Here is an 18,893-nt window from a genome sequence, read left to right as displayed (position 1 = left end):
TCTTCCACCGATTTCCCTAAATGTTTCAGAAATGTAACCGTTAAACCTACCTTGAGGCTTTCGTCAGACGAATATGACGCGGTTCCCATGGCGGAAAGCCGGTATAAAAACGCCGCCTTTCGCAGGTTGAGCGCAGTTACACAGCGTTACTCTCTCTTACTACTCAGCGTCTGCTCATAGACGCCAGACCGGGGCACAACATGCGCGAGACGAAAGCGACGACCTACGCTGTCATCAAAGTTCGGCGACAACCCTGGCGCGGCAAGGGTCTTCACGTTTGGTTTGGCGGTTCTGAAGCTGTTGACAGGCGCCCGCAGCCACGATCGACCCAACAACGCCGCGCAATAAACGACAGCGGGACATTCGCCCAGTCGCGTCTTGAGCACATGCTCTTTTTCCACGACGACAACAAGGGTGGTCGTTTTCTTTTAACTTCTGGAGAGAAGAATGCAAAATCGCAAGACGTCCAGTACTGACTTGATGCCGTCGAGCCGAGGGCCAGTTCCGGGACTGCTGCCGGGGATCACGCCACACGACGATAGCGCGGGGAATGCCGCGGATATGGTCTCTTTTGACCCAATCAATGAATTCGTTTTTAGCGTCCAAGATCCGAACGCGGTAACCCGCGATAACATTGCCGCAGCCGCCCGAGACGTTTTTGGCACCGGGCCGGAACACACCGACTTCATCGCCAAGCTCGTAGAGCACATGCTGTCGGTGTCCGAGTCCCGCTCGAAGGTTGTACAAGAACTCATTATCCTCGGCGGTCACCTTCAGCAGATGGTGAAGATGGCCATTACCCACCACACCGGGAAGGTCGGCGATACGTTTCCTGCTCGCAGGAAGGCGGCGCAACTGTGCTTTGCGTTTTTCCATAAGGCGATGGGGATCACACAGCCCAGCGCGCGCGGCTACATTCGATGCCATCAGAAGTTTGCCGACAATGCGGAAGCAATCCGAGTCTTCAGCTATGGAGAGCTTAATCTGCTGGCCGCGCAAGACGTCACGGAAGAGCAGATCGAAACCATCATGCTGAAGAAGAAGGAAGCCAATGAGCTTCCCAACGGCAAGAAGATGACCAAGGACGACGTCGAAAGGCTCTTGCGAGAACTCCAGCTTAAAGAGGAAGAGGCCGAAGACGCCGCTCGCGAATTGGAAAAAATCCACGAGATCCTTGAGGATCACAAGACGCAACTCGATGTCACAGAGCGCGAAAGTCAGCATCTGAGAGAGCAACTTGCGACTTACGAGCGTCACCTTTCCGAAAAGGAAAGCAGCATCGCCAACCTTCGCCAGGCTCTTACCGAACGCACTGCCGGCTATCCGACGATGGAACAGGAACTGGCTGTCCAAAACAAGAAAGTACTGGAACTTTCCTTGGAACTCAAGGCGGCCCTGAACGCACCGGCAAAAGTAGAAAAGGTCGAGATTCCCGTCGAGACCCTTCCCGCGGGATATCAGACCGCCAAGCAGGCCGTGATGGACGCCTACGAGGAGCTCGAAGAGGTAAAGAGCAAAACGCAGGCGCTTAAGATTGATCAAGCCAACATTGAGGCGGAAATCAGTCGCCAGCAAGCCGAACTGAATGCGGGGAAGGCAGTGCAGAGTTCTCTTGAAGCGCTGACCGTGGCCTGGGAAGACGTCAGCGGCAAGATGAGCACTTTCCAGCTGGCCGTCCTCGCATCCCCGGACCCCAAACAGTACAACCCAGCGCTTGAAGCACTTGCTGCGCAGTTGCGCAAATATGTCGCCGAAATCGATTCGGCATTGCAGCGGTAATAAACCGATGCTCAGTGGATGGCGCCTTAGACCGGGCGCCGTGATTAACAAGAGAGAAAATCAAATAATGTCTACCGAAAAATCGCTCAGCACCGACGCGCGCAACGTACTGCTCACGCCCTGGCTGGCCGAGAAAATACAGCGCGCGAACTTTTCCCTTACCGACTTCATGTTTCTCGCCCTTGCCGGCCATAGCGAGCTGGAGAGCATTTTCGGCGTTTCACACGCCAACATGGATACTTTCCGGCAGCAGACCGCCGCGAAGGCAACGCTTATGAACCTCCCGTTCGTTGCCCTTGCTCCAGTCCTCGACGATCCGCGCGACTGGGAGACGTTCGTCGACGGCGCCATGTTTTCGCCCAACGTCGAGAAGCTGACCGAACAGATGCCGCGAGTGGACCAGATCACCAGTCGGGACATCTACCACTACAACCAGGCTTACGTTCAGTTGCTTAAGGACGTGCTGCACATGAATGTCGCCGCCATACCGCTACTCGGCATTTCCAAAGAACTCGCGTCGTATCTCAAATCGCTCCCGATGGCACGGCTTGACAACGCGATCGGCGCGATCAAGTTTCCGCTTTTCCGGTGGCGTTTCCACGACTCGAATTTCTGGATGGAATTCGGCGCTGGGTGGCTCACCGAAGAAACGGTCGCTCACTATCTGATGCGCACTTCCCCCGTTCGCACCGCCTCCCTTCCCTATCAGCACGCGTGGACAGACCTGCGGCTTGAGCGAAGCGAAAAGGAGGTGTTCGCACGCATGATGATGGGTCAAGGCTGCCGGGCATCGACCGCAACAAACCTCTTTAGCCTGAACCCGGGCAAGGCTCGCGCCACATACAAGCACATCCACGGCGTGAGTTCGCCTTGCGGATGCAACCCTACGTCGTTGATCTGGTACGTCGAGCAATCCGTTCATCGGCTTCAGGCGACGACATACGTGTGGCTCTATCGCAGTGCGCTGGACAACGGCGGGAACATTCCCGAAGCGCTCATTGCGGCTAACGACATCATGGCCAAGACCTTCGGCAAAAGTCTCGTGATTACGGCCGATCGCGGCAATCACCTGACGAGGGCGATGGCGCTTGACTCCCGTCTGACGATGGCACCTTGCCGCAGCTGCGGCACGGACTACGTCCTGTCCAACGGCGAAGGGAAGATTGAACTGGCGAAGGACTTTAGCTGCCCCGGTTGCAACTACCTTCTCTCTCCAAAGAGTCAGGTCAGCAAGCGCAAGCAGTCACACTGAAGGAGAGTGCGTCATGCATCAGGATTTCGCGGTTCAAATTGGGTTGGTGGTTTTCTCTCACGATGGCCGGGCACAGTTCGGCTGGCGCGACATTGAGACTGGCGAGTTCCACGCCGAAGCCGACGGCCAATGCATTCCGGATGTCATTGGCGCGGTGGAGTTCTGCTCGGACGTCATCCACTGATATGCAGGACTTCGCCTATCTCTTCGGTGACAGCGTCGCGGCCTGGCTCAGGGGCCGTGGCGACGCAAGGTTTCAACGGTACGAGCGGCATTACAAAGCCGAGCGGCAGGCGACGCAGGACACGCAAGCCTTCGACCTTGAACGATCCAACGAACAGTACTCGAAACGGTGCGCGCAGTCAGGTGGCCGCATCTTGCGCGTGCTTGACAGCAAGACATTCAAGCGTGTTGTGTTCTTCCTCGCGCTTCTGTGGGGCGGGTCGCTGCTGCTCTCAACGGTTGGAAAACAACAGCCAGCGATCGCCGGCATCCTACTCGCCGCGCTATTCGTTGCAATTCGCATAAACCGGCGAAGGAACCGCTCCGGGCGACGGTAGCAAACGGTTGCGTCTACACAACGACGGGCTCGCCGCAAGTGCTTACCGCTCTTTACAATGCCTGCGCACGTGAAAATTGCGGTAAGCATTCACGCTTTCCGAAGGTTGCGGCCGACGCTGCCTTGACTTTGGATTGCGCTCGATAAGATGAAAGTAAGCAGATCGCGGGGGCGACTGCACTAACGACTAGGGCCAGAAAAATGACCATCAAAAGCACTTTCGCACTGACTTCGGCTGCGGTTGCAGCCAGCATCCTCGTCGCCGCATGCGGTGGTGGCGGTGGCGGGGGGAGCAGCTCTACCGGCGCCGCGACGCCGGCAAGCGCCCCGGGTTCGGCCAGCTCTCCGAGTTCGGCCAGCTCTCCGGTAACGGGCACTCAACCCACCCCGCAATACGCAGCGAACAGCGCCACGCTTGCGATGTTTAATCAGGTCAACGCCTACCGTCAGCAATGCGGTTTCCCGGCAGTTCAGCAAAACACGATTCTCGATCAAGCTGCGCAAGCGCATGCGATGTGGGAAGGATTGAACAACACGGTGGCCGACAACGAAACGGCTGGTCAGCAAGGCTTTACCGGCGTGAGTTACGTTGATCGGGACGTTCATTTCGGATTCCCGTCTGCTGTCGCATACACTGGTGGCGTAAGTGCGAATTACTACACCACGTCGGCACTCTCGGAAACGCAGTACGGCCAGACACTGGTGAATGAGTGGATTTCGACCGTGTACCACTCTCAGATTCTGCTGACCCCCGTTACGAAGATGGGCGTTGGCGAATACGAGACGGCACTGAATGGCTTCCCGGTGGCTTGGGGTTCACTGACTCTCGCAGACACGTCGATGCAGCAACTCACCACAAGCGGACCCATGACGTTTCCGTGTCAAGGCACGACCGGCGTTCCGTACAAGGCCGTTTCGGAATCGCCTACGCCGCCGAATACATCGGGTCCGTGGGGCACGCCGGTTGTTGTCATCGGCAACGCGACCGATACGATTGTGCTGACTTCGGGCACGATGACCGACCCGTCCGGCAACGTCATCAACCTGCAACTGCTCTATTCGGCCAACGATCCGAACAAGATCACGCAGCCGTATGCAGCGGTGGCTTATCCGGCTACTCCTTTGACGGCGAATACGACATACAGCGTTTCGGTCACTGGCACGGTCAACGGCACGGCTTTTTCGCGTAATTTCACCTTCACGACCGGAAACATCGTCGGCTAACACTATCCCGCAAGACACGCTTCAATACAGAAAGGGGTGCAGCCTTTGCGGACTGCACCCCTTTTCGTTGTTCCGCTCCTAACCCGTCAGCGGTATCGGTTTTTAACCGCCGTCATAGCTGACCACAATGTCATATTCCCACATAAGCAGATTCGACGTTCCCGCCCGAAATATGCAGGAACCAATGCCACCGCTTCCAGTGGGACCACCAGCCCCACCGGGGTTGTTTGCGTCATATGCCCAAATCCCGTCAGTAGCTCCAGAATAGTGAGTGTCGCCGCCATACATGGACATTTGATATCCGCCCCCCTTCTCAGGCGGGACATAACCTTGCGCATCTAGTGCAGAGAATGTGCCAAATCTCACGGGACGTAGCGCCGCCATTCCTGCGGTAATCGCATCCGAACAAATCGCTGAACGGTCTCCAACAGGAGGCGGCGGTGGCGGCGGTGCGTTACAGGTGTATGACCACGAACTGCCGGTCCACGTGGGTCCGCTCAAAAATCCGTACTGACATGTACCTTGACTTGGTGGCGGTGGTATCGCACATGCGAGCCCAACCCATGATGAACCGTTCCATGACGGGCCGGAAATCGTAGAGTAACCAGCAGGGCAACTCGGCGGCGCTTGGTAATTACACTGCGGCGACGAGAAATGCGAGCCCTGCCACTGCGCGGCCGAGCCAGTCGTCCATCCCGGGTCCTGCGAGCATGTAGGCGGCGCCTGATAGCCTGCCGCGATTCTCGGATTGCAGGTAGCGTCCCAATACCCCGGCGAACAAACGACAGGGTTGGCCAGCACAACGTGCGCTAGAAGCGCCGAACAAAGAACTGCCGCGCGCAGCGACGGGATTACCGTTTTCTCAGTCATGTCTGTGTGTCAGTAGGAGCAGTAGGTTCCGGCCGTCCCGCTTCCCTGGATACCAGCACCACCGCCATCGGTAATGGTGATGTACCAGTAGGTTCCGTAGTCGGTGGCGTTGAAGTTCACAGTGGCCGATGTGTTGACATACCAGCTCCACGGCGTGGGTTCCACGATTGGCGTCCCCCCTGCTGGGCAAGTAGGCTTCGGGACAGTCGAGCCGTTATTCACCGGGAAATAGCCCATTCTCAATAGCTGCCCCCCCGTCGGAAGCCAGATACCGTACTGACAGGTAAGCTGCTGTCCCGATCCATCGCTATTGCTTCCGATCAGTCCATTAGGCGTACAAGCCGCGCGTGGCACTGCGATGTTTCCTGCCTGCAATGTGGTCGTCGACGTGACGGAATTTCCTTTTATGGCCCCCGTTGCAGTCATGGTCGCGGCCGTAACCGCACCAGTGGCCGCTACGCTCGCTGCGGTCACCGCACCGCTTGCCTCAAGCGTCTGTGCCTTGATGTCGTTGACGTTTTTAAGGCTGACGTTGTTGACATCCTGATCGCCGGTCCAGGTCAAGCTGCCATCGCGCCGGATATACACCGAGTTGCCGTCTGTGTCGGGGCCGTTCGTCGCCATGATCGACGCAGCTTTCGATCCTAACGGGTTGCTTGCCGTGAATGACCCGTTGATGCCTGTGATCTGCGCTGGGCTCTGTGCGTTCGAATAGCCGAACTGGCTCGTGCCCGCCAGCTTCGAACCGGCCAGGGCGATCTGTGCAGCACCAGCGACGTCCGGCTTGCCGCCCTTGAGCAGTTGCGTGTTCGGATACATCGTGAAGGCGACGTGGCAGTCGCCCGCTGTCTGCGTACAGCCTGACGGCACCATCGTCATCGTTGTGACGTACGCACCACCCCAATACGGCCCGCTTTTGTGTGCCTGTTTGAGGTTGCCCGCCGTCACAAGTTGAGCGATCGTCGGAGGCGTGACGGTCGCGATATTGGAGGCGGCGTACTGCGTCAGGATCGTGCCGAAGTTATCAGTGATCCAGCCTTGAAAGGCAGTCACCAGCGTCGCTTCGTTCTGTCCCTCCAGCGCCAGCATCGTCGCGCGCTGATGCTCAATGTCTAGCTTGATGCCCTGCACTGTCAGGATCGCTGAGCCCAAAAGGACGAACATCATTTCGAGCAAGCTGCCCATGGTCCTATCGCCCCGTTACGTGCGCGACGTGTAAAGCTGAAGCGTCGCGTAGGCCCCCGCAGATGCGCACGCAGTGCCCGCCGTAGTGCTGCTGAACGTTGTGGTCGGCCCCGAGAGCGTCGTGCCGTTCGCACCGACCTGCGAGAACGTGTTGGTCAACGCGGCAACGCTCATTGCGCATACGGCGGCAGGCACCTGATAGTTAAGAATCAGAGAGTCGTTCGCCGTGCTGAGTGTTCCGACACTGACAGTGACGGCCTGATTGAAGATCCCTTTCAGCGACGACTTGTCGCTAGCCAGACGCGTTCCGGCCGAGTCGAACGCCCTGTTCGTCGCCAACGTAGTTAGCGTCTCAGCAGAAAAGTCAGCATCGTTCTGCGTCGCATTGAGGATGCCGGTGTGAAACATCTGCGCTTCGCTGGTGAACTCGGAGGACTTGATCAGCGTGTAGACATAGGTGCTGCCTTTAATGACCGCTATGGCCAGCAGCGCAGCGCCCGCCATGTATGCCCCCGCCTCGATCAGCGACAGTTCACCTGACTGCTTTTTTCGTCGGCCCATCCGAAGAAGACTCAAACGACGGACAGCGTTGGTGTTTTTTTGTTGCATCAGATTTCTCCCGAAGATCACGCCTTATCAGCGTGCCTAGATATGACTGCTGGTTGAGCGCTTACTGCGCGCCTGCTACCGGAATGCCACCACTCATGTTGACCGCTCCCGTGACGACGTACGAGCCCACTCCGATCGTCAGGAAAACGACTACAGCAAATCCAAGAAGCACGTAGTGAGTCATTCGCGCATTGCGCTTCACCGCTTCGACGACTCTGCCAAGCGAATCGCGTCCGAGCGATTTGATCGCCGCTTCAAACTGATCCCGACCGGCGGCATCGGTGATCGTGTCTACGATCATTTCCGAGAAGATGCCCGTGTCAAGGGCACGCATTGGCTGATCGGGTCGCTGCGTGAGGCGCTTGTTCATCGTCGTCAGATGCCACCGCATCCATGGATCGGCCGTATGGGCGACCCGGTTGATCGCCGCGCGCAACGTCAGGTTTGAATCGAACAGGCCAGCGAGCGACACAATCAACAGCGCTGCGCGCATGTCGCGCCGGTTGCGCCACATCAATGGGAAGCCGTCGAACCGGATGCGCAGCGGCCCGACCCAGCGCTTCAGGCTGTAGAAGTAGGCTGCTATGGTTCCGACGACGACCGACGTGGATAACCACCAGTAGTCGTAGGCGAATGTGTCGATGTGGTACAGCAGCCGCCCGGCATCAGGCCACTGCTCGAGCGGCTTGATCTCTACGACCTGCGGATAGATCATGCCGCCGAACATCATGCAAAAGCCGTACAGGTAGACCAGCAGAAACGTCGGATAAGCAACCTGTAGCGCGGTCTGTGACGACAGAGTGCGCTTGGCGAACGCCGCCATTTCGGCAAGCTCGAATCCCCGCACCACTGCGTCCCTCTGCGTCGACTCGTCAGCAATATCGAACAGCGTGTACTCGTCACCCGGTATGAACGGCCTGATTGCGGCCGAGAATGAGTCGCCCTTCACCAGCCGCTCCCGTACCTTGGTAAAGACTTTCCACACGATGCGGTTGCGCTTCCGGTTGCGGTTTTCATACGTCTCGAGCCGCTCGCGCAGCGTTTCGACGTCGCGCAAGCCCTTCTTCTCGATGTCGAGGCGCGTTTCCTTGTAGAACGTCTCGCGCACGCTCTGGAAGCGCCAGCGCGCGATACGCATCTGTGTCGCTTCGGGGAGGAGCGCAATCAACGAACTAAACATGACCCGTCAGCCTCTTAAAGTTTTCCGTCCGCGCCTGGAAACACGCGGTATTGCCCGAACGACTGCATCGAACGGTTGATAAATTGTGGGTCTATTTCGCCACGGGAAGCCTTGAAAAGAGCGTGTTCATATACCGTCTTTCCGGTCATGTCCTCGTTATCGAAGGCGGTCTTGCGCTCCCGACGCCATACCTCGCGTGCTCCCGTCCAGTCGCGAACCGCAATTCGCTGACGGAATTCATCGGTCGGCCTATACAGTTCTGCAACCAGCGTGGGCCGCTTTGTTCCGCCGGCCACTTTGCCGTCACGCGAAAAGAGACCGTCGAGGCGGCAATGCTGGCAACCGGCATGGTTGCGGCAAGCCATTCGCGACGTGTCGAGTCCGAACTTCGAGCGCAGCAGTTCGAGATCGGCTTCCTGCATCACATCTTCAGCAGGGAGCTTGCAGTGCGGGCATAGCGTAGGTATGAGCTTCTGGTTGCCGACGGCATTAACGAACCCTTCGGCGGCCAGCTCGTCGATGGGCAGCATGAGACGGCCGCCGGCCATCCGCATGAACGCAGAAATGATGTCGCCCGCGTGCAGCGAGAAGCGCACAGGATGTCCGGTGAGCGCAAGCTCCGACACAAGCCCCATCACCACGCGGTCGCGCACTTCTGAAATCGTCACATCGTCCGGGTCCATCCGCATGAGGGTGCGGATCACTTCCGCGTATTTGCGGTTCGCCTCGTCGTCGGTTTCGTCCGGGCGGCGAATGATCGAGATTTCCGAAAGCCACGGCAACGGGTATTCGGACGGCTCGCTAACGGCGAACTGCTTCTTTAGCTCGCGGTCGGGCAACATGTACGACAGTGCGCGGAGCAACGTTGTCTTTCCCGAACCCGTCTCGCCCGTAAGAACAGTAATGCCGCCGCTCACATAGTTGAGCGTGTCGATCAGGGCCAACTGGCTCGGCGCGAGGCCCATCTGCCCGGGCATCAACACCGAGTAATTCTTGAAGTTCCCATCGAGCAAACGCAGGGCGACGTCGTAGCCGCCCACTGTCGGCGCGGACTGCCAGCGCAGATTGATGGTGTCGCGCCCCGCCACCAGCGGGATCATTGCGGACTGCGTCGCGCTGGGCTGAAACGAGTTGCCCGAGTTAGTGTTCTTCTGAACCAGGTCGGAATACGCGGCAGACAGCGCGCGGCGGACGATGGTTTTTGGCAGACGCCGATAGGTATACACATCGCCGTTTACCCGGAAGCGAACTTCCACTTCTCCGCGAAAGTCCCGTGGCTCAAACGCGATGTCGCTTGCGCCGTACGCGTGCGCGGCTTCGATGATGTCCCGGAAATTGCCGATGGCACGCGACGCCTCGCGTTCCACGGTCCCGGTTACTTCGCGCCGTTTCCCTTCGTAAATTGCCGCGATCACTTCCTCTGTCGCGATCATTTCTTCCTGCACGAGCAGATCGCGTGCGGCAAGGTCTTTGACGAACGTTGTGAACTGCGCCCGCTCACTGAACCGCGCGGTCGCCGCAACGATAGCGATACCGGGCTGAATCTCGACTGCCACGAATTCCTTTCGTGCGGCGGTCGACAGCTTTAGGGTTGCGTCGCCGTCCGTGCCAGTGACGATCCGTTTGAAGTCGGGCAGCGCATCGGCCGACACCAGAACCGGTCTGCCGTTTAATGCGCTCGTCGGCTCTTCATTGTCATCCTCTTCGTCGTCAGCGTTGTGCTCACCGGGCGCTGTAGCGCCGTGCGCTCCCGGCGTAGGATAGCGCGGGTTCGATGACACGGGCACGGACGCGACTGCCGGTAGGGGCTCGTTCCGAGGCGTTGCGCCAGGGGCGAATTGCTGTTCCGGGTGTGGTTGCGCTCGAGGCTGCACAGAGGTCACCGGCTCGGCACCGAAGGCCGCGACGCTCGCTGTCTCAGTGGCTGAAGAATGACCGGCGGCGGTCTGACTCGGCGATCCCCGTTGCGCGGCTATCAGCTCGTCCAGCTCACGCAGCGCCTTCTCGCCTTCTACATATTCATCGCCCAGGCGGCCGGCTACGTCTGCGCCTGATTCAGCGACCCCTTCCCCCGAAGGGGCATGGACATTTACGCCTACGTGCTCGGGCTGTTGCACGCAAGGCGCGTAGACTGCCTCGGGCGGGCTGGCCGGCGCTGCGACCGGCTTGTCTGATTCTATGTACGACTCGACGTCCTCTACATCGTCGCCGGAAAGCCGGCGGCCAAGAAACGAGACTGTCGGATTGATCGCGCGCGTCGGCTCCCTGAAGGTCGGCTCCTGCCCGGGTTGGCCAGCTGGCTGCGGCGCCGCCTGCCCTGCCTCAACGAATGCCGATGGCCTGACCCCGCGGAACCGTTTCAGAAAGCCGCCGCTCGCCTGAGTGTCGTCCGTCTCAACGCCTGAAAAAATACCCATGCTTACCGTCCTCCCCCAAATGCGCCAATGTTCGTTGCCATCGGAAGAGGTCCGCCGAGATCAGTGATCGCCTGGATGGCGGGCCCATCTCCCGTCGAACCGGCGCCGGCGGGCTGCGAGATGACGTCCGACCACGTACGCTTTCCTTCTGCTACGGTTACGCGATACCCATCGACGTGCGTCACGACCCAACCGTTGAGCAGCTTCTCTCCGCGGCCGGCTGCATAGACGCCGCCCTGGTACTCGTAAAGCACGTGCGGCCCAGCGTAATCGCTGTAGGCTCCAACGAATGAAACGGGTATGACCTTTCGCGCCGGGGTATCAGAACGCTTGGGCGATTTCGCAACGATGGTTGCTGTCGCGACCGGGGCCGGGGCAGTCAATAAAGGAGCGCTCAATGCGACACCGCCCGCAGGCGGCTGTGCGCCGTCCGCTTTGCGCATCGAATTGACCAGGTTCTGTCGCGCAAGCCCGTCGATGTCATCGAGCGTTAGGTGCTTCTCGTCAGCGTGCGCGAGTCCAGCGATACAGAGCACAAGAGCCGATGCTGCCGCGAACCGGCCGGAGTTACTGGAGAACATAGTATTTACCTTTCGCGGTGAAATGAACGCCGCTTCCGTCGTCCTTAAGCTCGAGTTCAAGTGCGTCGAGAGCCATGTTGGCCGGCAGCTTTTCTAGCAGCCGGCTCTGCCACATATATCCGTCGATCGACCAGTCGCCAGCCTGAAGGATCGGTCCGTTGATCTCTCCGGCGTTCGGCTGGCGGGCGAGCAGACGCTGGGGCGGGCGCAGCGTGACCACGTAGCCGTGACTCATCAACTGATCGGGCTTCGTCGACAGCCGTTGCGGGTCCGTCTGAAGCTGCTTGATAAGCGCCTGCGCGGTCGGCCACTGCTTCTGTTCAGTAAGCGCGAGCTTCTGGACATGCGGCACGGCCGGCCCCTTGGCCTGCAACAGCAAACCGTTGGGATCGAACACCACTGGACGCATCTCTGCCGGTGCCCGCGCATCGAATTCCTTGTAGGTGCCGCCCTCGCGTTTGTAGGTGATCGAGCAGAAACCGGTCACGCCACATGACGCCTTAAGGAACTGCCAACCGGCGACGTTCGTTTCCTGCTTGCCGAACATGTCTATCAGCGCGGGCGCAAGTGACGAAGCAAGCGGTACTGCGCCATTGAAGGTCCGCGCAACGGCGGCCTGATAGTCCTGCATGTAGGTCGGCGGCGGTGCAGGCGGTGGCGGCGGCGGATTGATATAGGTGAGCGCTTCGCTCCCCAGATAGATCGCGGTGGCGCCAATGACAGCGAGCGGTATGATCGTCGGCACCTTGACGGGCACCTTCCTGATCAGACCAACGCTTTTGCCTCGCAGCAGCTCGGCTGGTGTGAACGGCTCGTCCAGGCCCGTGAGGTCGGTGCCGTAGCCAATTGTGAGCAGGGGGACACGGTCCTTTGCGCACTCGTCCTCAACCGTATCGAGGCTGGCATCAAGCGCATTGAGCGCTACCGTCTGGTCTATGCGCACCGCGCCGCGGACAACGAAAATGACATGCACACGCTGCCCGTCCTGAACCAGAACGAGCACCGCGGGCTTCGAGCGCACGCGATCAAGACCCGCGACCCGTGCGGCCGCCGAATACAGCTTTAGACCCTTGCGTTCGGCAGGCTCAGGTGCACAGAAACCTGCAACCGTTTCTTCCTTGCCCTTGATCTCAACGTAGTGCGTCGCGTCAAGCTCGTTAGCGTAACGACGGCGTTCGCCCGTCGCGCCCTTGGTCGCATATGCGCGCCAGTCAAGCCCGAAGACAAGACGTGCCTTCTTTTCGTTGGGAATCGATTCGAAGTGCATGCGCCGCTCACATCGACGGGACGACGGAGGCCGTCAGCATGATCACCTGGAATGTCTTGGCCTTGTTCCATGCGCCGCTGAAGCTGAGAATCCCGCTGTTACTGGTACCGTCGTAGTTGTTGGTGACGGCGCCATACATGACCACCGTCTGCCCGTCGGACAACGCGATCGTCTGGTCATCCTTACTGCCCACGATGTCCGGCAACTGGATCTGCTGTGACGATGCGCCGGAACCCGTACCGATGGTGGTGAATGGGCCATTGAGCTTGGAGTTATCGCTCCAGTACGAAAGGATGATCTGGTTATGGTCGTTGACCGATGGCAGGACGTTCACGAAGTCGCCCACCGTTACCGATCCAGGCGTCAGTCCAGGCGCCCCAGCACTACCACTGATTGAGCCTGTTGCAGGCGTCGTTGCCGCCAGATAGCCCTTCGTTTCGAACGAACCGATCGACATGGGCAGACCATTGAGCGTCATCTTTGTCTGCGTGTTGTCAGCGATGGTCTTGCCAAAGGTGTTTAGCGCATTGAGTACCGCGTTGGTGCCATTGAGCGGCGCGCCCGGGTTGAGAATCGAAAGGCCGACGGAACCAGCGGCAGTCGCTAGCGACGTCGGTGAGGTAATGCTGATCGCGTATTTCGATAGGCCGTCGGAGATCCTGTTGAAGACGATGTCCGCGTTTGCGCCGGCCTGCGACCCGTCGTTAAGCGCAATCTGCAACGTGCGCACCCGGACCATGACCTGACGCGTCGAAATGGCGTTCTCATGTTTTAGCACCTCGCTCATGCGATCGACGGCTTCTTTCGTGTCGCGCACCATGACGAGGCGGCTTTGGGGATTGACGGTGATCTTGCCTAGGGGTGTCTGGAGGCTTTGGAGCTCCTTCGTGATCATGTCGATCTGATTGAAGGTGCCGTCGCGCCCAGTCGATGTCACCGCGGCAAAAGAGCCAGTGTTAGCGCTCGTCGTCCCCGTTCCTGTTGACTGGGTACCCGTTGAGGTGTCTGTGCCCTTCGACATCGAGGACTTGATACTGACTGCGCCCGGAACGGCAGCAATCTGGAACGTCCGAGTTACGAAGCGCGATATGTTGATCGTTGCTCCATCGAAGTCCCAGGCGAGACCGAGGTCTTCAGTCACGCTATGCAGATACTGTCCAATCCGTGCATTGCCCGGTTGCCGGTAGACTGGCTCAAGGTTTGCCGCCCCGGCCATTGAGGTCGTCCGCATCACCGTCCTGCCTGCATTTCCCGACGCCGCATCGATAAGAGCTTCGCGCGGAATAAAAACATCCGGGCTTATATGGACGGGATAGCCCGACGCATCCGAGATGTACGTACCGATCTTTGTGATTGGCAGATTCGCCGGAAGCGTGATTGTCTTGTCGCGGAATACGGCAGGCAGCGTCGCTTCATACGCAACGGGCACAAGGCGATCGCCGAGAAACGCGGTCGAAACGTGCTCGACTAGCGGCATCGAATCGCCCATGCCGGCCATCGCGCGCGTCGCGTCGTGTGTAGCTGCGTCATAGGCCCGGTTGACGTCCGATTGGGACACAACGCAACCCGTCAGCATGGTTGCTGCAAGGAGTGATACAGCGGCCTGGAAGCGGTTTGCTCGCATGGTTTAGTCCTGACAATTTGCCGCGCGGGCGACCACGCGAATAACGTTGTTGCTGTGCTCGCAGATGCGAGTCGGGGTGCGCATGTGGTTGGTCGCGCGCATGACTTGCGTCAGCACTGAATCGAAGTCGCCGCTGAAGGTCGCATTGAATTCGAGTGGCAGGTCATCGTCGATTTTCCAGGCCAGTTGCCAGCCCTGCTGCTGCAGCCAGCGGTCGAGCGCGTTCCGCAGATTGATGTCCTGCGGGGTGATCGTGAGCGTCAGGGCGCTGGAACCGGCTGCAGCCTGTGCACCCGGCAGGACAACCGGCGTGACGGCAGTTGAGCTGAGCGTTGGCGCCGCAGCCTGGAACGGCGCAAGTACCGGCGGCGGCGATGCGTGAGACGTCGCAGGCGCACTCGCTGCAGGGTTGGCCATCGCGAGCGAAGCCGTTGGGCCAGGGGCGGCCGGACTGGCTGCGTTGGCCGCCAGCATCTGCCACCCATCCCCCGCAGGCGGCGAGAGGTGCGACTGCGAGAACGCAGCGGTCGTGAAGCCCGTTATCGTGAGCAAGGCGAAGACCCGCGCAAGGAGCGAGGCGCGACGACGGGTGGGCATGATGATCATTGGCTTCATGAGATTCAGTGGGCCGCGCGCACAACGCGCCGATAAATGTGGTTCGCGTACACCAGTTGCTTGTTGGTTGAGACGGCGTTGTACGCACCCACCGCCTTCCACGTCGGACCGAACTGCCTGATGTTTGACGCGAGAATCCATGTGCCGACGTATCCGTTGACACACGGGTTAAACAGCGACTCCCGGGAAACGCCATAGCGCCTCAGCTTCGGAAGCCACGACGAATTGATTTGCATCAGGCCAATGTCTTCGGAACCGTCCGTGTTCCTGTTCACCGCGTTGGCGCGCATGCCTGACTCCTGCTGCGCGATTGCGCGCACCAGCACGACATTGACGTGGTGGAACCGCGCAGCGTCATCAAGGCAGTCTGCGAGCGCCGGCTGCACTAAGAGCAGCGCGCCCGCGCATGTGGCGACGGCCCGAAGACTCATGATTTCGTCCGGTCGAAAAAACGGACGTCATGCTTGCGAGTCACATTCACCACGTTGCCATCGGCATTGACGATGAACTGGTCTGCGGTGCCGTTAAACTTGTAATAGCGACCCTGCTGCTCACCTGAGCCCATGTGCGCGACATCCGACACCTTGACGTTGCCGACCGTGTCAGCAAATTTGAAGTACGTCGATCCTTCCTTGTCGAACACGGCTTCAAGGCCCGCGGTGTTCTTCGCGTCAAATCCGTAGACGAGGCCGGCAACGCGCGCCACTTCAACGCTGTCGGACCCATTGGACACAACAAACCGATCCGCCCGGTTAATCGTCACGACATTGCTTGAGTCGTCCCATTTTGGCTTGAGGGAGTGCCCCTCCATGTCCCGAAAGACGAGCTCTTTTGCAGGCCTTTGTGAAAAGCGGATCTGAATGTGCGTGTCGTCGCCGTCCCGGATCGCTACCGCGCCGAACTTCGCCGCGAGGCCACCGTCCTGCAGCTGCGCTTTGTCGCCCGCGCTGACTACTACCCCCGACGCGGGCGATAGGCTTGCAGAGGCTGTTTGAGTTGCAGGCTGCGCAGGCGCGGCGTTTGCCACATAGTTCACTCCCGTCGATTTGACGGGTGCCCGACGCAACGTCACGTGGTGCGCAGTGAAATCGACGTCAGCATAGAGATTTACTGCCCCTAGCAGGCGGTCCAGGGACTGCATCCAGTTCTCGCCATCTCGCGTTGCGAAGCTCTGCGCGTTCGTGAGGTCGACGTCTTTTTGCGCTGAGCCGCTCCAACCTTGCGGAACCAGCGACTTGACCATCTGCGCTAGTGGCAACGTTGCACTCATCGGACGGGTCGCCTCCAGACTGGGTCGCGGACCAATCAGTGCGAGGCGGTTCGAGAAACCCGCAAAACCGGCAGGCATGTCGCCACTGCGATTGCCGGCCTCGGAGGTGAAGGTGTTCGCTTTTTTCCATCGGGCTGTGGCGATCGAACCATCCACCGAATAGGAAATGACTTCCGGCGTGCCTGACACAACGATGTATGGGCCCTCAGCGTGACCGCCGTCTACTTTCAGATTCTGGCCGGCTCTCGGCTGGAGATACGTGTCCGTACCGTCGTTGAAAATAAGCGCGGGCCGCTCGGTCATGTTTCCGTTGACCTGATAGTCAAAGTCGAGAGGATCGGTGCTCGCAGCCGACGCCGACAGTGACAGCACTGACAGCGCGATAAGGGTTAGCGTTTGCTTCATAGACCGCGGTCGATTTGGGAAAGATGCTGGATGAAGCGCGCGAGGTACTCGCGGCCTGGCTGTGGGTTGGCGCTGTGGTAGTACGCCACGGCTTTCACCGCCGAATGCGTCTTGCGATAGTTCTCGTTGAGGATGTCTTCGGCCACGTGGATGTTCGTTGCCGGAGACAGTGCGTCCCACGGCGACGCGAAGCGCTGCCGGTGATAGCACCAGTTCACCTGCATCAGGCCTACGTCAAAATCGCAGCGCCCATCCGAGATGAGAAAGCGGATCGCCTTGTAGGCGTCGTCGCGCGTCCGGAAAAAGAACCCACGCCCCGCAACGTTCAGTGTCCACGGCCATGCGCGGCCGTTGTACGCCGATTCGTTGAGCGCAACGCCAGCAAGAATCTTTGCGTCCACGCTCGTGTGCATCACCTCGAACGGAGCCTGTGCGGATGCGCACGCCCAGCCGCCACGGCGCTCCGTCAAAGCCGCCTGTGCGTCGTCATCCAGCACGGCCGGTTGCAGCCAGCCGTTACTGACCAGCAGGGCTTGCAGGCTCTCCGGCGTTCCATCAACGAGCACGGACGCAAAGCCGCCCGCGCCCGTTGCCACGCTTTGTCCTTTCAGCGGTTGCGCCCAGGTGAGAAACCGTTGAAGGCCGCACGCATAGACGGGAGTTCCGGGAATTTCGAGCACGGACCGCGCGCCGCTCTCTTCAACGACGAAGCGCGTCGGGCTGATGACCGCGTCGATCACTGCCGCTCCCGCCGACGAACAGGCCCCTGCCAGCACGAGCGCGACGATAGCGCGCCTAGTCACGGTATGGCTCCATGACGATGTCCTGCGTCACCTGTACGAGGAACTTTTCCCCGGGCGGCACGGTGATCGTCGGCGGGATGTTCTGGTTCCGCTGAAGTACGGCTTGCGCAGTGGTGGCGGCCACCTGCCCGGCGGTGCTTCCATAAGTCGTCACGCCGATCGGGCTGGAGGTGGTCGATGTAGTCGCGTTATTGTCAAAGGTCTTCAGCAGCACTGCGGTGATGAATCCCGCGCCGAAGATCGCGAGGAAATGGTTGTTGACGTCACCGGAGAAGCCGGCATACCCGTTCTGGTCTGCGCCCTGCATGCCGTTCATCGGCACGCTCTTGCCGTTGGGCAGCCGCAGACTGGTGGAGGCCACGAGCAGACGCTCCTGTCCAACCTTGATGTCGGCGCTGTAGGCGCCGTTGATGAATGAGCCCTTGGGAATCATCAGGCAGTCGCCGCGCAGGCTGTCGTACACATCTTCGTCAACCATGAGCGCGACGCGGCCGGGCTTGTCCGAGTTCAGCCCCTCAACGGTCTTGACGTGGATGTTGTGCGGAGGCGTCAGCGTGCAACCGCCTGCCTGGCCATTGAAGGTGGTCCGCTCGATGCCGCCCTGCCCTGCTGTTTCCTTCAGGAACGCCCTGTCGCGGTCCTCAGGTGCCTGCCCCTGTTTAGCGAGCGCCAGTGCCATTGCATCGGTCGGGTTCTGCACACCGGATGTCGCGGCGGCACGCGCCGCGCGAAAATCGTCCAGTGACGGTACGCCCGCCGGCACCGCCGACGCCTGCTGGCTTGCATTGCGGGAGGCGCCGGACTGCTTGAAGACCGACGACGTATAGATGGCATCCAGCTTGTTGCTGGCCGCGAGCGCACGCGTATCGGTGCCGTCAGCTCCAACCTCGCGCTGGAAGTCATTGCCAGTCAGCATGGGCTTCACGGTCGGATGCTGTGCAGCCGATGCTTCCGACGCGGCGCGAGCGGCTGCCTCGGCGGCGGCCGCTTCCTGCTGCTGCCTGATCATCCTGTCGATATCGGAGCTACCGGCTGCGGGCGCTTCTGTGCTGCTTTTGAGCGCCGACGCCTTTTTCAGGCGCTCTTCCTCCTGTGCCTGGTTGCTTGCCTTCAGCTCGTAGTAGAAACCGAGCACACCAATCACCAGCGCGGCCAGCAGGCCAATGCTCATGATGGCATTACGTGGCGTCTTGCCTTTGACGAGTGCAGCCTGTTCCGCATTGGGCGTGGCCTGTTCGGTCTTTTTGGCCACG

At 59.8% G+C, this 18,893-nt stretch carries 18 protein-coding genes; 6 read left to right on the top strand and 12 right to left on the bottom strand.

The annotated features are described in order from the left end of the window. Positions 1-200 precede the first annotated feature (200 nt). The 6 genes from HWY30_RS29580 to HWY30_RS29555 all read left to right on the top strand — a co-directional run bounded on the left by HWY30_RS29580 (position 201) and on the right by HWY30_RS29555 (position 4,814). A complete protein-coding gene (locus tag HWY30_RS29580; protein ID WP_143037380.1) occupies positions 201-476 on the top strand; it encodes a hypothetical protein in 276 nt (91 codons plus the stop codon). Continuing rightward, a complete protein-coding gene (locus HWY30_RS29575; RefSeq protein ID WP_090812796.1) occupies positions 448-1,779 on the top strand; it encodes a hypothetical protein in 1,332 nt (443 codons plus the stop codon). Before HWY30_RS29580 ends, HWY30_RS29575 begins: the two co-directional genes overlap by 29 nt. Before the next feature lie 67 nt (positions 1,780-1,846). Then, complete coding sequence (locus HWY30_RS29570; protein WP_090812944.1) at positions 1,847-3,031, top strand: FlhC family transcriptional regulator; 1,185 nt, start codon at positions 1,847-1,849, stop codon at positions 3,029-3,031. Between the two features lie 13 nt (positions 3,032-3,044). Beyond that, positions 3,045-3,215: a hypothetical protein gene (locus HWY30_RS29565; RefSeq protein WP_167368889.1), complete on the top strand. Its 171-nt coding sequence runs from the start codon at positions 3,045-3,047 to the stop codon at positions 3,213-3,215. 1 nt (position 3,216) lies between these two features. Next, positions 3,217-3,591 (top strand): hypothetical protein, encoded by a 375-nt coding sequence (locus HWY30_RS29560; protein WP_090812795.1) that lies wholly within the window; start codon positions 3,217-3,219, stop codon positions 3,589-3,591. A 200-nt stretch (positions 3,592-3,791) separates the two neighbouring features. Further along, on the top strand, positions 3,792-4,814 hold the full coding sequence (locus HWY30_RS29555) for a CAP domain-containing protein (protein WP_090812794.1): 1,023 nt from the start codon (positions 3,792-3,794) through the stop codon (positions 4,812-4,814). 879 nt (positions 4,815-5,693) lie between these two features. Here HWY30_RS29555 and HWY30_RS29550 read toward each other — a convergent pair. The 12 genes from HWY30_RS29550 to HWY30_RS29495 all read right to left on the bottom strand — a co-directional run bounded on the left by HWY30_RS29550 (position 5,694) and on the right by HWY30_RS29495 (position 18,892). Next, a complete protein-coding gene (locus HWY30_RS29550; RefSeq protein WP_090812793.1) occupies positions 5,694-6,869 on the bottom strand; it encodes a hypothetical protein in 1,176 nt (391 codons plus the stop codon). Between the two features lie 15 nt (positions 6,870-6,884). Continuing rightward, positions 6,885-7,478, bottom strand: a complete 594-nt coding sequence (locus HWY30_RS29545; protein WP_090812792.1) for a hypothetical protein — start codon at positions 7,476-7,478, stop codon at positions 6,885-6,887. Between the two features lie 61 nt (positions 7,479-7,539). Beyond that, positions 7,540-8,658, bottom strand: coding sequence for a type II secretion system F family protein (locus tag HWY30_RS29540; protein ID WP_090812791.1), 1,119 nt, complete (start codon positions 8,656-8,658; stop codon positions 7,540-7,542). A gap of 14 nt (positions 8,659-8,672) precedes the next feature. Continuing rightward, on the bottom strand, positions 8,673-11,075 hold the full coding sequence (locus HWY30_RS29535) for an ATPase, T2SS/T4P/T4SS family (RefSeq protein ID WP_090812790.1): 2,403 nt from the start codon (positions 11,073-11,075) through the stop codon (positions 8,673-8,675). Between the two features lie 2 nt (positions 11,076-11,077). Continuing rightward, on the bottom strand, positions 11,078-11,656 hold the full coding sequence (locus HWY30_RS29530; protein ID WP_090812789.1) for a hypothetical protein: 579 nt from the start codon (positions 11,654-11,656) through the stop codon (positions 11,078-11,080). Then, the gene (locus HWY30_RS29525; protein WP_090812788.1) at positions 11,643-12,923 is read right to left on the bottom strand and encodes a type IV pilus inner membrane component PilO; all 1,281 of its coding nucleotides are present in this window, start codon (positions 12,921-12,923) and stop codon (positions 11,643-11,645) included. The genes HWY30_RS29530 and HWY30_RS29525 overlap by 14 nt, the downstream gene beginning before the upstream one ends. 7 nt (positions 12,924-12,930) lie before the next feature. Beyond that, positions 12,931-14,547: a type II secretory pathway protein gene (locus HWY30_RS29520; protein WP_090812787.1), complete on the bottom strand. Its 1,617-nt coding sequence runs from the start codon at positions 14,545-14,547 to the stop codon at positions 12,931-12,933. 3 nt (positions 14,548-14,550) lie between these two features. Beyond that, entirely contained in the window at positions 14,551-15,162 is a 612-nt protein-coding gene (locus HWY30_RS29515; protein ID WP_244145060.1) for a toxin co-regulated pilus biosynthesis Q family protein, read from the bottom strand. A 5-nt stretch (positions 15,163-15,167) separates the two neighbouring features. Continuing rightward, positions 15,168-15,593: a lytic transglycosylase domain-containing protein gene (locus HWY30_RS29510; RefSeq protein WP_090812786.1), complete on the bottom strand. Its 426-nt coding sequence runs from the start codon at positions 15,591-15,593 to the stop codon at positions 15,168-15,170. Then, entirely contained in the window at positions 15,590-16,837 is a 1,248-nt protein-coding gene (locus HWY30_RS29505) for a TrbG/VirB9 family P-type conjugative transfer protein (protein ID WP_090812785.1), read from the bottom strand. Before HWY30_RS29505 ends, HWY30_RS29510 begins: the two co-directional genes overlap by 4 nt. Then, complete coding sequence (locus tag HWY30_RS29500) at positions 16,834-17,640, bottom strand: transglycosylase SLT domain-containing protein (RefSeq protein WP_090812784.1); 807 nt, start codon at positions 17,638-17,640, stop codon at positions 16,834-16,836. The genes HWY30_RS29505 and HWY30_RS29500 overlap by 4 nt, the downstream gene beginning before the upstream one ends. Then, complete coding sequence (locus HWY30_RS29495) at positions 17,633-18,892, bottom strand: TraB/TrbI/VirB10 family type IV secretion system protein (protein WP_090812783.1); 1,260 nt, start codon at positions 18,890-18,892, stop codon at positions 17,633-17,635. Before HWY30_RS29495 ends, HWY30_RS29500 begins: the two co-directional genes overlap by 8 nt. Position 18,893: the final 1 nt, after the last annotated feature.

The sequence above is a fragment of the Paraburkholderia tuberum STM678 genome (assembly GCF_902833905.1).
Classification (GTDB): domain Bacteria; phylum Pseudomonadota; class Gammaproteobacteria; order Burkholderiales; family Burkholderiaceae; genus Paraburkholderia; species Paraburkholderia tuberum.
This window is presented reverse-complemented; position numbering and strand designations above follow the sequence as displayed.

What these genes read in the sequence shown, in the direction of transcription:
- HWY30_RS29580 (WP_143037380.1), top strand. Translation starts at nt 201, where the DNA reads ATGCGCGAGACGAAAGCGACGACCTACGCTGTCATCAAAGTTCGGCGA.
- HWY30_RS29575 (WP_090812796.1), top strand. Translation starts at nt 448, where the DNA reads ATGCAAAATCGCAAGACGTCCAGTACTGACTTGATGCCGTCGAGCCGA.
- HWY30_RS29570 (WP_090812944.1), top strand. Translation starts at nt 1,847, where the DNA reads ATGTCTACCGAAAAATCGCTCAGCACCGACGCGCGCAACGTACTGCTC.
- HWY30_RS29565 (WP_167368889.1), top strand. Translation starts at nt 3,045, where the DNA reads ATGCATCAGGATTTCGCGGTTCAAATTGGGTTGGTGGTTTTCTCTCAC.
- HWY30_RS29560 (WP_090812795.1), top strand. Translation starts at nt 3,217, where the DNA reads ATGCAGGACTTCGCCTATCTCTTCGGTGACAGCGTCGCGGCCTGGCTC.
- HWY30_RS29555 (WP_090812794.1), top strand. Translation starts at nt 3,792, where the DNA reads ATGACCATCAAAAGCACTTTCGCACTGACTTCGGCTGCGGTTGCAGCC.
- HWY30_RS29550 (WP_090812793.1), bottom strand. Translation starts at nt 6,869, where the DNA reads ATGGGCAGCTTGCTCGAAATGATGTTCGTCCTTTTGGGCTCAGCGATC.
- HWY30_RS29545 (WP_090812792.1), bottom strand. Translation starts at nt 7,478, where the DNA reads ATGCAACAAAAAAACACCAACGCTGTCCGTCGTTTGAGTCTTCTTCGG.
- HWY30_RS29540 (WP_090812791.1), bottom strand. Translation starts at nt 8,658, where the DNA reads ATGTTTAGTTCGTTGATTGCGCTCCTCCCCGAAGCGACACAGATGCGT.
- HWY30_RS29535 (WP_090812790.1), bottom strand. Translation starts at nt 11,075, where the DNA reads ATGGGTATTTTTTCAGGCGTTGAGACGGACGACACTCAGGCGAGCGGC.
- HWY30_RS29530 (WP_090812789.1), bottom strand. Translation starts at nt 11,656, where the DNA reads ATGTTCTCCAGTAACTCCGGCCGGTTCGCGGCAGCATCGGCTCTTGTG.
- HWY30_RS29525 (WP_090812788.1), bottom strand. Translation starts at nt 12,923, where the DNA reads ATGCACTTCGAATCGATTCCCAACGAAAAGAAGGCACGTCTTGTCTTC.
- HWY30_RS29520 (WP_090812787.1), bottom strand. Translation starts at nt 14,547, where the DNA reads ATGCGAGCAAACCGCTTCCAGGCCGCTGTATCACTCCTTGCAGCAACC.
- HWY30_RS29515 (WP_244145060.1), bottom strand. Translation starts at nt 15,162, where the DNA reads ATGAAGCCAATGATCATCATGCCCACCCGTCGTCGCGCCTCGCTCCTT.
- HWY30_RS29510 (WP_090812786.1), bottom strand. Translation starts at nt 15,593, where the DNA reads ATGAGTCTTCGGGCCGTCGCCACATGCGCGGGCGCGCTGCTCTTAGTG.
- HWY30_RS29505 (WP_090812785.1), bottom strand. Translation starts at nt 16,837, where the DNA reads ATGAAGCAAACGCTAACCCTTATCGCGCTGTCAGTGCTGTCACTGTCG.